Below are 12,666 nucleotides of genomic sequence, written 5' to 3' on the forward strand. Positions count from 1 at the left end.
CAAGTCAGAAGACTTTTTTATCGGGTTGCTCCTTAGGAAATCATTTTAGCTATATCGGTTCAGGCGTACCGAAAGGTCCGCTCTTTACCTAACCCGTTCCCAGTAGGCCGGGGTCGGCTGGTCCTTCTTTTTTAAGCCACAGCCCTGGCAGGAGGCGCAGGCCTTCCCGCAGCCAGTGGCCGGCGTCACTTTTTTTATATATCCCAGGCGTTCATAATAGGCCAGCTGGGCCTCGACCCTTTCCAGGGACATGCCCAAGGCCTCCGCTACTTCCAGGGGCGCATGCAGGCCGGGCTGGGCTATCCATTCCAGTACAGACATAAGATCCCACCTTTAGAAAAATAAGCTTGAAACATGGTAGGTCAAGGCCGCAAGGACCAAAGCCGTTGCCACATAGTAGAGGGCAATCCGCAGGGTCCACTTTGCCGAATGGGTTTCGTGCAAGGTCGCATTCAAGGCCATCAGGCAGGGCACATTAAAGGTCACAGCAATAATAAAGGCCAGGGCCTCGGCCTTGGAAATCGAAGCCGCCAGCAGATTCCCAATATGGGCATCTGCCCCGGCGCCGGTGGTGGCCTCAAAAATTGACCCGGTATGGGAAAAGAGGACCCCCGTCACGCCCAGGACTGCCTCTTTCGAAATCATCGAGGCCAGGAAGGCCAGGAAAGTTTGCCAGCCCATCCCGAAAAAGCGGGTCACCGGCTCAATGGACTGGCCAAACCGGTATAGGACCGTCCCTGTCATATCCCCGTCAGCCGAGTAAGTCAGGGCCCAGAAGAGGGCCGAAACAAAAAAGACGACCACAAAGGCTTTTTTAAAGATATCGAAAGACCGGACCAGGGTGGTCTTCAGTAGCCCCTTCCAACGGGGCTTATGGTAGGGCGGCAGCTCCATAATAATCCCTGTCCGGTCTGCCACCGGGCTCAGGGTCCGGCCGAAGACCAGGGCCGTCACCTTGATATGGATAAACATAATGATAAAGATCAGGACCATCACCAGAAAACCGCCGACACCGCCAAAAAAGGCCGTGGCCAGGGTCGGCACCACGGCGAAGGTGGCCCCGCAGGGAACGGCCCAGGCCAGAGCAATCGTTAAAATCCGCTGGCTATAGGAATCAATGACCCGGGTCCCGGCCGCCCCGCCAATGGTACAGCCAAAGCTAACCAACATGGGCATAATGGACTTGCCCTGGAGACCCAGCCGGTTCATGGTGTGGTCAAAGACATAGGATACCCGGGCCATATAGCCCACCTCTTCAATAAGGCCAAAGACCAGGTTGATGCCAAAGACAAAGCCGGCCATGGAGGCCACCCAGCCAAGCGTCGTCATCAGGGTCCCGTTGATAAAGGAAGTCAGGACCGGGGGCAGGCCCGTCTGGATAACCAAGGGCTTTAAGAGCAGGGGAAGGCCGCCGCCCAGGACCATAATCGGCGCCGCCACCAGCATGGAGGCCATGACCCCCAGGAGGACAATCCCTATGGCAATGGCCTTGCCCCATTTTTTAGAAATAGCCCAGCGATCAAACCGGCCCAGGACCCGCCGCCGGCCCTGGGACCGGTCCACACAGTCGGCCAAAAGGGCTTCAATCCAGGCAAACTTGCAGTCGCCGGTGTAAAGGCTCCCATCCGGGTTAGCTGCCAAAAAGGCCTGGACATCCCGGTTTCCGTCCTGGTCCAGGGCCTCAGCAATGAGCCGGTCCCCCTCCAAGAGCTTGGTCGCCAGCCAGGCCGGTGAGTAAAGGGCCAACCCCTCTGCCGGCACCATGGTTAAGGCCTGGGCATAGGCCGCCTTCTGACTACCCGTCTGAAAGCAGGCCACCAGGGCCTCTTCTGATAGGTAGCGGGGCCTAGAAATCCCTTCTTCCAAGGCCAAATAAAGGTCTTCATAGCTTGTCGGATCAGTCCCCACCAGGGGCAGGACCGGGATACCCAACTTCTTGGCCAGCTTATCGCAGTCAATCCGCTTCCCTTGCTTGTCGGCCACATCCATCATGGTCAGCACCAAGAGGGCCGGCATCCGGATACCCGCATAGTCAGCCAGCATAAAGAGGCTCCGCTCCAACTGGGAGGCATCCGCCAGGATACAAACCAGGTCCGCTGCGCCCGAAGCAATATAGTCCCGGGTCACCACTTCTTCATCCGAATGAGCCGATAGGCTGTAGGTCCCCGGCAGGTCCACAATAGAGTAGGCCTGCCCCTTAAAAGTAAAGACCCCTTCCACCTTTTCAACTGTTTTCCCTGGCCAATTGCCCACATGCTGGTGGCCCCCAGTCAGTTGGTTAAAAACCGTCGACTTCCCTGAATTGGGCTGGCCCAGGAGGGCAATGGTCTTACTCGCTTTCATCATGACCCACCTCTACCCGGATCCGCTCCGACTCTTCCCGGTTCAGGGCAATCATCGTATCACGACCATAAACCAAGAGCGGCCTGTTTTTTACATTTTGAACCATCTCCAGCCAACAACCATAGTTTAAACCAATCGACGTAACCCGCGATAAATACCGCCGGTCTCCCTCTATACCAACAATCCGCCCGCTTTCCCCCTCCTGGAGTTCAGTCAATTTCTGCATACAAGACCTCCTTCTAGTAACTTCATTCAGTTCAGTTACAAACTTTCTAATCGCATTTTTGTTGTCTATAGCTAACTCAAACCTATAAAGAAACGTGGATGGCTGCCAAAGCCCCTCCGCCCACGTCTTCATTAGTTATAGTATACACTTTTTTCTCCTGTAGGCAAGCCTCTACTACTTTTGAGTAAAAAGCTCATAAAAGGGGCTGTTGCAAAATAGCCCCTCTAACAAACAAAGTCCCGGCTCAAAAAATGAGGAGGGACTTTGTTTATGGATATATCCATGTAAGCTTATAATATATAGCTAAGGAGAATTTTATAAATCAATTAGGGCTAAGTTTGTCTGCAATCCAGGGGCTGTGTTGAATGATTTTACTCATTCTGACACAGCCCCTCTTTATACATCTAATAAAGGCTTAGTTCCGCAGATCTCTTTGTTTTTTATCAAACTCCTTAGACAGCTTAATGATAATGGCCGAAGAAGCCAGAAGACCCACTAAGTTAGGCAGGACCATGAGGCCATTGAGCATATCAGATAAGTGCCAGACAAAGTCGACTTCCTGGGCTGAACCCACCAGGACAAAGCCAACCACGAGGAGGGCGTAGACCCTAATGGCTTTTTCGCCAAAAAGCCGACGGACGTTGGTTTCACCAAAGTAGTACCAACCGATAATCGTGGTAAAGGCGAAGAAGAGCATGCAAATGGCGATAAAGATCATACCCAGGTCACCAAATTGGCTATTGAAGGCCGCTTGGCTGAGGGCAGCGCCGGTCAAGTCCATCTTGTAGGCGCCAGTTGCGACGATGACCAAGGCGGTCATGGTTAAGATAATAAAGGTATCGATAAAAACGCCAATCATAGCGATAACCCCTTGGTCCGCCGGGTGGTTGACCTTGGCGGTCGCATGGGCGTGAGGAGTGGACCCCATCCCAGCTTCGTTGGAGAAAAGGCCCCGGGCCACCCCGTAGTGGATCGCCTGTTGGACCGTTACACCAAGCGCCCCACCGGCAGCTGATTGCGGTGCAAAGGCGGAAACGAAAATCTCACGGAAGGCTTCGGCAACAGCCCCGCCCCCACACATAACCAGAATGGCCAGGCAGCCAATGACGTAAAAGAGAGCCATAATCGGTACCACTTTTTCTGTGACACTGGCAATCCGTTGAATCCCACCGATAAAGATAAAGCCGGCGATCAGGGCGCAGGCAACACCCACTAAGATCGGGTTCACGCCAAAGGCACTGTTAAAGGCCGCCCCGATGGAATTGGCCTGGACCATGTTCCCGGCAAAGCCTAAGGCTAAGATAATGGCAATAGAGAAAAAGCCGGCCAGGAACTTCCCAAGATTCCCCTTAATGGCTTCTTGAATATAAAAAGCCGGACCACCAACCACCTTACCATGAAGCTCTCTTTTGGTTTTTTGAGCAATGACGGCTTCGGCATAAATGGTCGACATCCCAAAGAAGGCAGACACCCACATCCAGAAAATGGCCCCGGGCCCACCGGAGGCAATGGCTGTGGCTGCACCGGCAATATTCCCTGTCCCAACCTGGGCGGCAATAGCCGTTGCCAGGGCCTGGAAGGAGGTTAAGCCGCCTTCCTGCTTCCCCCCATGGAAGGAAAAACTGCCAAATAACTTTTTCAAGCCCAGGCCAAAATACCGTACCTGAACAAACTTTAAGCGGACAGTATAATAAACCCCTGTCCCAACCAATAAGAAAATCAATAAATAATCCCAGAGTACACCGCTTATTGCCTGTACCATTCCATCTAAAAACGCCACTGACGACTCCTTCTTTCCTATAAATTTCCCTGAACAAATAAGCCGCTTAAGGGGCCTAGATAAAATAAGAGTGAAAGACAAGCGTCTTTCACTCTTAGGATATATAAAAAACAGGCAACATAAAGAACCTTATGATCTTTATACCTATCTGTCCTTTTACCTGAGAGATTCACGCCTATAGGCATTTTCACCTTCGGTACTCAAATCAATGAGTTCTCCAGACCATCATCCGGTTACAGTCTTGTCCTGACGGACACCTGAGATCGTCAATCCTTCGGTAAGTGTATAGCCACTTTTTCCTGCAACTTTCATCTGAACCGCTTAAGACCTTAAGCAAATTATATTCAGTTGTTTTGACTGATTGCATTATAACATGTTGATTGATGAGTTCAAGGAAATTTCCACAAGCAGGTGTCCACGGCGCTTTCTATAGATTTATGGGTTTTATTAGCATTTTTTATTCTTATTTTTCTGTGTTGTAGCCACTAACCGTTTACTAGTTGCCGGCTTTCTTTAAGATAAGCAGCCAGCTCTTTTTTTAAGCCTGCTGCTTTGCCTGGATCTACCGGTTCGAAGGGTGCAATAGGCTCGTCACCATCTATCCCAACAAAGATATAATAACCGTGGGCACAGACCCTCTCTTTATCTCTCGCTTCAGACCGTTTCCGGTAATATAAGGTGACTTCCACGGCAACTGTGCGGGGCGTTGTATAGCATATGGTCGCATATCCACGAATAATATTCCGCACGGTCGGCGAACCGGTTAGGCTTACCCCATGAATAAATCCGGTGACATAAGTTCGCGGATCATACACCGTGGCTAGGCTGCCACAAAGCTCATCCATCAACTTAAGCATTTCGCCCCCATGGTAGGTGCCACTCCCATTGAGCCATTCCGGCCGCAGCATAATTTCAAAGGTCAGTTCTGTCTGTCTCATTCATACCATCTCCTACATTATCTTTTTCTCTTGAGCGACTATTTTAGTCATAGCAATACCTGTCACCCCCAAAAAGAGAGAGATGAGCGGGTCAATCCAGTTCAAAAAAGCATAAGGTAGGTATTGTAAATAATTGACATCTAACATGCCCATAACAAAAACGGCGTTCGTTGACCAGGGGATAAGGGCTGCACCTAAGGTGCCGCAGTCCTCTATAATCCGTGACAGGTTTTCTGCTTTTAGGTTGAACTTCTCATAGAGCTCTTCAAAAAGCGTACCTGTAATCACAGCAGAAAAGTGCATGGACCCCGATATTGCGGAGCCGAAATAGCTCGTTAGCATCGTCGATACCACCAAGCGCGGAACGCTTTTGATCCCCTTGGCCAGGTGCTCAAGAATAACGTGCAAAATCCCAGTTTCTCGCATCATTCCACCTAGGCCGAGCGCAAAAAGCATAAGGGCAATGGTGCTCATCATGCTGGATATCCCGCCACGCTTTAAGAAGGAAATCATGAGTTCATCTGACGCATCCGGCTCAAAGCCAGACCACACTGCAGCCAAGACCGTCTGCAAATCGGCCCCCTGATAAAGAACGGCTATAATCATCCCTGCGATGGCACCTAAAAGGATAGAGAATACGGCAGAGTATTTTTTGTAAATCATAAAAAGGACAACAAAGGCGGGCAAAATCGTTATCCAGGAAATTTTAAATAGTGAGGAAAAACCCGTCAAAATAGCATTCACGTCTGCATGATCAAAGGCATTCCCGGCATACTTAAACCCTAAAAAGGTGTATAAGCCACAGGCAATGAGCATGGCCGGGCCGGTGGTATAAATCATGTGACGGATATGGGTAAAAATAGGCACTTTACATACGGCTGCAGCTAAAAGGGTGCTATCAGACAAGGGGGACATCTTATCACCAAAGTAAGCACCGGAAATAATGGCGCCGGCCGTCAAGCCTACCGGAATGCCCAATCCTATACCGACACCGAGCATGGCCAAGCCTACGGTCCCCATCGTTGTCCAACTAGACCCCGTTGCAGTTGAGGTAATGGCGCATATGAGGGCTGTCGTCAGGAGAAAGAACTTGGGCGAAATCACTTTTAGACCAGCATAAATAATCGTCGGAACGGTACCGGCGCTGATCCAAGCAGCAATCAAGACCCCTACAGCTGCCATTAATATGGTCGCTTGCAGGGCCTGGTGGATCATCCGAAAGGCGGCCCCTTCCAATTCTTCGAAAGACCAGCCTAACCGCATAGCAAAAAAACCCATGACAACCCAAGCCAAAAGCATCAGGGATTGGATATTTGCCTTAAAAACAAGTAAGCCAATGGCCATAAGTGAAACAATGGTCACCAGGGATATGACTGCATAAGCCAAGGCGGGTTTTCTATGATTGTTTTCTAAGGATGTCAATACTTTCACCTCAATTTCATGATGTTTTTCAGTCCCCTGCCTGGTAGATCAACTTGCCCCTAGCCATGACCCCATACAGGCTCAGATCTTTTCTCAAGAGGACAAGGTCTGCATCCATATTTTCGGCTATTTTTCCCTTATAGGCTAAACCTAAACGTTTAGCCGGCTGAGCAGTGACGAGGGCAAGTGCATCCGAAAAGGATAAATAGCCCTTATTGACCAGGGTTTGGAATGTTTTCAAAAGACTGTCTAGGCGAGATATTTTAAAGGCTGCCACGGTCCCATCCGCATTATATTCCGCTGCACTCCCATTCCCGTCACTGGAAAGGGTCAGCTGGTCTAGTGGCAGACCTAAGTCTACATATTTTTTCACAGCCTCTTCTGCCGAAAGGGTATCCACATGCAGGTTATCGGACGACAGGCCGGTTGAAATATCCATATTGGCACCAGCCTTGACTAAGGCTAAGCCATCTGCAAATACCGCTTCAGACCGGTTCAGATGAGTCGCTGTGATATGGGTGCTCAGTTGAGGGCGTCGTGTGGCAATATCAAGCAGGGAGGATAATTTTTCTTCCTCATCGCCAATATGGACATGGAGCTGAAATACTTTATTCCTCAGCATACCAGCCACTCGGACATCTGAAAGGAGTCGTTCTATTTCTATACTTTGAGGATAACTGGAGCGGTGGTCAGCCAAAGACAGCTTAACACCATGAACTTCCTGAATGAGGAATATATCTCTCCGAATATTTCCGGTTAAGGTCGGCGATGGATAATCATAACCACCGGTGTAAATAACCGCACTAACCCCTTCTTCCCTAAGGGCCCGTGCTTTACCAAGTAAATTTTCCAGAGACCTTGTCACCGTATCTGTACCTAAAAGGCCAGCAACCGTTGTAACCCCAGCCCGAATCATCGTCTCTAGGCTAAGCTCAGGCGACCGTGACATCATACCTGCTTCACCACCACCGCCGGTAATATGCACATGTAGGTCAACTAATCCCGGAATGGCTATAAGGTCTTCTGCAAAAATCACCTGTTCTAAAGATTTCGCCGGCTGATGATGACTGAGGCCTATGATTTTTTCCCCAGCTATATAAATATTCTTTTTTCCCAAAGAATGAGGGGCATATACCCTTGCCCCTTCTATACAAATCATAGATCCTACCCCTTTCTTAAGCAGCAGTCCTGTTTTTACTAATTATACACGCAAATTCGTCTTTGCAAAGAAAAAAGAAAACCCGGATTCGCTCCGAATCCGGGTTTTATGCTAGGCCCAACTGGCTTGACTAAGCCTTAGGCTTGTTTAGCTTTCTTAAATTCTTCCATCAAGAGGGGCAGGATTTCGTTGACATCACCGACAATACCACAGTCTGCCACATCAAAGATCGGCGCTTCTTCATCTTTATTAATGGCCAGGATGAAGTCAGAGCCTAAAATCCCGGTTAAGTGCTGGGTAGCACCGGAAACACCGCAGCCAATGTAGAATTTCGGTGCGATGATCTTACCGGATTGGCCAACCTGTTGGGGATGGGGAACCCATTCGTCTTCGACAACAGGGCGGGTACCACCGACGACACCGCCGAGTAAATCAGCCAGGTCATGCACTTTTTGGAAGTTTTCCTTGCTGCCCATACCACGGCCGCCAACGATAACCACTTCGGCTTCTTCCAGGTTGACGGTTTCGGCCACTTCTTTGACGACGTCAGCCACTTTTGTGGAGACGGCACCTGCTGCCGGGGCGACGTCTTCTTTGACAATTTCACCGCTGGTGGCTTCTTCCGGGGGTACTTTTTTACCGGTACCGGCTCGGACGGTGGCAAATTTTGGATGGCTAGCGACTTTGACATCGTTCCAGACACCGCCGCCGTAGAGGGGGGTGGTCAGGATAAGGGCCCCGTCTTCAACCCGGGCACCGACGATATCGCTGACGCATACGGTATCAAATTGGTTGGCTAAGATTGCCTGCAAGTCTCGACCGTTTTGGTTGGATGCTGCCAAAACTAAAGCTGGGGTATATTTTTCGATGAGTTGCCCTAAAATAGAGGCGTAGGCTTCCAGTTGCCAGGCGTCTTGGGCAACGGTAAATACCTTGTCTGCCCCACCCTTAGCGCAGGCTTCCGCAGCTACATCCAGGTCGGGACCAATAACAACTGCACACACTTCTTCGCCTTTAGCTTGGGCCAGTTCACGGCCGAGGCCCAAGGCTTCCATGGCATTGCTGACCGGTGATCCATCGACCACTTCAACAAATACTAGGACGTTTTTTCCATCTCCTAAGCTCATAAGTCACCCCTCCTAAAGAACCTTGGCCGCATGAACGTGTTCCATGGCTTGTGCCACAGCGTCTTCTGCTGACTCAGCGATAATTTTAACGCCAGCTTCACGTTTAGGTGGCCCGTAAACCTTGACCACTTCATAGCCATGGGCTTGTGCGTCACCAGGGGTTAGTTCTTCAATCGGTTTCTTACGAGCGGCCATTTTACTCTTAACGGTGGGGTATCTTGGCTCATATTTCGGTTTTTCCACCGTGATGATTGCAGGTAGGGCAGCTTCAATTAAGTCGTAACCCACATCGGTTTGATGTTTGCCCTTGACGGCATCGCCATCTTTTTCAATGTCAATGACATTGGTGATCACCGGGTAGCCCAGGGCCTTGGCCAGCATAATACCAACTTGGCCGGAGGCTTCATCGGTACTCTCTTTCCCGCAGAAAATCAGGTCAAAGGCGCCACCGCGTTCTGCTTCAAGGTCTTTAATCCCCTTAGCCAGCAATTGGGCGATTTGTTTCGGGTCTTTTTCCTGGTAGTCTTCACAGGGAATCAGGGCCGCTTTTTCAGCACCAACTGCCAGGCAGTTCTTCAAAGCGTTTTTAGCACTGTCGGGTCCGACAGAGATAACGGTAATTTCGCCTTCATTTGCTTCTTTTAGCCGAGCGGCCATTTCAAGGGCATAGGTGTCAAAGGCATTCACCACTTGCTCCGCTCCGTTATAGTTAATAGCGTCTTTGGACGCATCAAAGGAAATATCAATTGAATCATCTGCCACCTGTTTGATACAAACTAAAATATCCATCGTTTAGGTACTCCTTAGCTGTCTTTACGCAATAAGATTAGATTCTGCCGATGGTGTTATTGGCAACGACGATGCGTTGGATTTCATTAGATCCTTCGAAAATTTGGAAGATCTTGGCATCGCGTAATAATTTTTCGACCGGATATTCGCGGCTATAGCCATAACCACCAAAGACTTGGATGGCTTCAGAAGCAACTTCCATGGCGATATCGGAAGCAAAGCATTTTGCAATAGCGCTTTCCTTGCTATGAGGCAGGCCTTGGTCCATCAAAGTCAAGGAATGGGCAACCATTTGACGGGCCACTTCAGTCTTAATAGCCATATCAGCAATCTTAAACTGCATGGCTTGGAATTTTAAAATGGGCCGGCCAAACTGGACCCGCTCTTTACCATAGGCAATGGCTTCATTAATCCCGCGTTGAGCAATCCCGGCAGATACGCAGCCCATCCAGGTCCGGGCCTGGTCAAGGGTTTGCATGGCAATCTTAAAGCCCTTACCTTCTTCGCCTAAGAGGTTTTCTTTAGGAATCCGGCAGTCTTCAAAGACCACGTCACAGGTATTGGAGGTCCGGATACCCATCTTGTCTTCCTCATGACCGGTGCTCAGGCCCGGGGTCCCTTTTTCCACTAAGAACATGGAAATCCCGCGGGTCCCTTGGCTCTTATCGGTCATGGCGGTTACACAGTAAAAGGAGGCGACGCCACCGTTGGTGATGAAGCATTTGCGGCCATTTAATACATATTCGTCCCCATCTAAAACAGCTGTGGTTTTACCAGCACCGGCGTCAGACCCGGCGCCCGGTTCGGTCAAGCAGAAGGCCCCAAAACCGCCTTCGAGGATAATATCGCAAACGCGTTTTTTCTGTTCATCAGAACCGGCAATGAGGACCGGCTTGGTCCCGAGACCACTGGCAGAAATTGTGGTTGCAAAACCGGCATCGGCAATGGCCATTTCTTCAATTAAAGCGGCAACATCGACACGAGATAGGCCCGGGCCACCGTATTCTTCTGGGACTTCAAGGGCGTGGTAGCCTTGTTCAATGGCTTTATCATAGATTTCTTTTGGCCATTCGCCAGTTCGGTCGTATTCTTTACACTGTTCAACAACTTCATTTTCACAGAACCGTTTCACGTCTTTTAATAGGTCTTGTGCTTCTTCAGAAATTAAATAAGCCATAATAGTTTCCTCCTCATTGAAACTTTATATTGGTGACGGCTGCTATCTCGCAGCAAAATATAAACATATTTAATTATTTGCCTTCCAAGGGGTAGCACACTTTACCAGGATTCATAATCATCTTCGGGTCGAAGACTTCTTTAATGCCCTCCATGAGCCGCATACTAACCGGTCCGGACAGTTCGGCCAGGTAATCTAATTTACCGTAGCCAACCCCGTGTTCACCGCTTAATAAGCCGCCAACCTCTTGGGCCTTACGGTAGATATCCCACATGAATTCATCGACCTGGCGCTTAAATTCAGCTTCATCCATGTCATTGCTGCAGGTGTAAATGTGGAGGTTCCCATCCCCGGCATGACCAAAGGATTTGACTTCAAAGTCATACTTTTCACCAACTTCATTGACATAGGTCAAGTACTTGGCAATCTGGTTGACCGGAACAACAACGTCACATTCATCTAAAAGCTCTGTTTCCGCTTCTATCGCTTCCAGGAAAGAACTCCGAGCAGCCCAGGCATCCTTTTTCTTCGCCGGTGTATCTGCAATCAGCACATCAATGGCCCCGGCTTCCAGGACAACTTCTGCAGCCTTTTCTACGAGGCCTTCCAGGGCTTCTGCAGAATCACCGTCAAAGGTAACTAATAAATAAGCGCCTATTTCAACGCCTTCATGTTCCTTAGGGAAGATGCTCCGTCCGAGATACCGTTCAGATGAAAGAACGATTTCTCTCTCCATAAATTCTAAGGCTTGGGGTTGTAAGTGGTTTAAGAAAAATAAGGGTACAGTCGCAATACAATCTTCTAGGTTTTCATAGGGAATGATCAGTGAAATATCTGCGGTTGGCTTAACCAATAATTTTAAGGTGAGTTCGGTAATGATCCCCAGGGTCCCTTCTGACCCAACCATCATGTTGATCAGGCTATAGCCGGTGCTGGTTTTGGATACCGTTGCCCCGAATTTGGCAACTTCACCGGTTGGCAGGACCACCGTCATGGCCCGGACATAGTCGCGGGTGGCACCATATTTGACGGCCCGCATGCCGCCGGCATTGGTCGCCACATTGCCACCCAGGGTGGCAAATTTTTCGCCCGGATCCGGTGCATAAAGCAGGCCCCGTTTCAAGGCATCTTCAGCGAGGTCATTCAGGAGGACACCCGGTTCAACCCGCACGACGAAATTTTCCATATCATATTCCAAGATGCGATTCATCTTGGACATGTCGATCATAACACCACCGTTAAAGGCAACACCTGCCCCGGTTAAACCGGTACCGGCCCCACGGGGGATGACGGGGATGCTGTTTTCATAGCAAATTTTAACAATACCTGCTACCGCTTCAGTACTTGTCGCTTCAATTAATACATCTGGCTTCCCGGTCCCATAAATGGGCATCTCATCCTTATTGTAGTCCGGGTTAATGGCTTCACCGGTTAACACTTTGCCCGGTACCACTGCTTCAAATTGTTTAATGACTTCCGGGGTAACTGCCTTATAAGCAATACTTGACATGATCTCATCTCCTCATCTTACATAACCGATTGCTTCATGATATGGTGCCGTGTGGATTGCTGTAAGTTTATTTTTATTTTTATTTTTCAATGCGCAGCAGCCGATTACTCATGCACATAATCGGTTATCCCCATACATTCTATACTCAATAAGTTATTAATCAAGTTATCAAGTATGAACTTCCTCTTTCTGCCT

The 12,666-nt window shown here is 49.5% G+C and carries 11 protein-coding genes and 1 riboswitch; all 11 genes read right to left on the minus strand.

Translation table 11 applies throughout. The annotated features are described in order from the left end of the window. Positions 1–84: 84 nt before the first annotated feature. On the minus strand, positions 85–321 hold the full coding sequence (locus ACLGL1_RS01870; protein ID WP_411007095.1) for a FeoC-like transcriptional regulator: 237 nt from the start codon (positions 319–321) through the stop codon (positions 85–87). A gap of 12 nt (positions 322–333) precedes the next feature. Further along, complete coding sequence (feoB, locus tag ACLGL1_RS01875) at positions 334–2,346, minus strand: ferrous iron transport protein B (protein ID WP_411007096.1); 2,013 nt, start codon at positions 2,344–2,346, stop codon at positions 334–336. Next, a complete protein-coding gene (locus ACLGL1_RS01880) occupies positions 2,330–2,569 on the minus strand; it encodes a ferrous iron transport protein A (protein ID WP_411007097.1) in 240 nt (79 codons plus the stop codon). Before ACLGL1_RS01880 ends, feoB begins: the two co-directional genes overlap by 17 nt. A 415-nt stretch (positions 2,570–2,984) precedes the next feature. Further along, on the minus strand, positions 2,985–4,349 hold the full coding sequence (locus ACLGL1_RS01885; protein WP_411007098.1) for an alanine/glycine:cation symporter family protein: 1,365 nt from the start codon (positions 4,347–4,349) through the stop codon (positions 2,985–2,987). 138 nt (positions 4,350–4,487) lie between these two features. Continuing rightward, a riboswitch (glycine riboswitch) is annotated at positions 4,488–4,580 on the minus strand. Positions 4,581–4,834: 254 nt separating this feature from the next. Continuing rightward, complete coding sequence (locus tag ACLGL1_RS01890) at positions 4,835–5,287, minus strand: hypothetical protein (RefSeq protein ID WP_411007099.1); 453 nt, start codon at positions 5,285–5,287, stop codon at positions 4,835–4,837. A 12-nt stretch (positions 5,288–5,299) separates the two neighbouring features. Next, the gene (nhaC, locus tag ACLGL1_RS01895; protein WP_411007100.1) at positions 5,300–6,673 is read right to left on the minus strand and encodes a Na+/H+ antiporter NhaC; all 1,374 of its coding nucleotides are present in this window, start codon (positions 6,671–6,673) and stop codon (positions 5,300–5,302) included. Between the two features lie 64 nt (positions 6,674–6,737). Continuing rightward, positions 6,738–7,868, minus strand: coding sequence for a beta-aspartyl-peptidase (gene iadA, locus ACLGL1_RS01900; protein ID WP_411007101.1), 1,131 nt, complete (start codon positions 7,866–7,868; stop codon positions 6,738–6,740). A gap of 137 nt (positions 7,869–8,005) precedes the next feature. Then, positions 8,006–8,995 carry an electron transfer flavoprotein subunit alpha/FixB family protein gene (locus ACLGL1_RS01905; protein WP_411007102.1) on the minus strand — a complete coding sequence of 330 codons (990 nt, stop codon included), beginning with the start codon at positions 8,993–8,995 and terminating at the stop codon, positions 8,006–8,008. A 12-nt stretch (positions 8,996–9,007) separates the two neighbouring features. Next, the gene (locus ACLGL1_RS01910; protein WP_411007103.1) at positions 9,008–9,784 is read right to left on the minus strand and encodes an electron transfer flavoprotein subunit beta/FixA family protein; all 777 of its coding nucleotides are present in this window, start codon (positions 9,782–9,784) and stop codon (positions 9,008–9,010) included. 37 nt (positions 9,785–9,821) lie between these two features. Beyond that, on the minus strand, positions 9,822–10,961 hold the full coding sequence (locus ACLGL1_RS01915) for an acyl-CoA dehydrogenase family protein (protein WP_411007104.1): 1,140 nt from the start codon (positions 10,959–10,961) through the stop codon (positions 9,822–9,824). Positions 10,962–11,034: 73 nt separating this feature from the next. Then, positions 11,035–12,471, minus strand: coding sequence for an FAD-binding oxidoreductase (locus tag ACLGL1_RS01920; protein ID WP_411007105.1), 1,437 nt, complete (start codon positions 12,469–12,471; stop codon positions 11,035–11,037). Between the last annotated feature and the right edge of the window lie 195 nt (positions 12,472–12,666).

It is taken from the genome of Peptococcus simiae, assembly GCF_046569735.1.
Lineage (GTDB): Bacteria > Bacillota > Peptococcia > Peptococcales > Peptococcaceae > Peptococcus > Peptococcus simiae_A.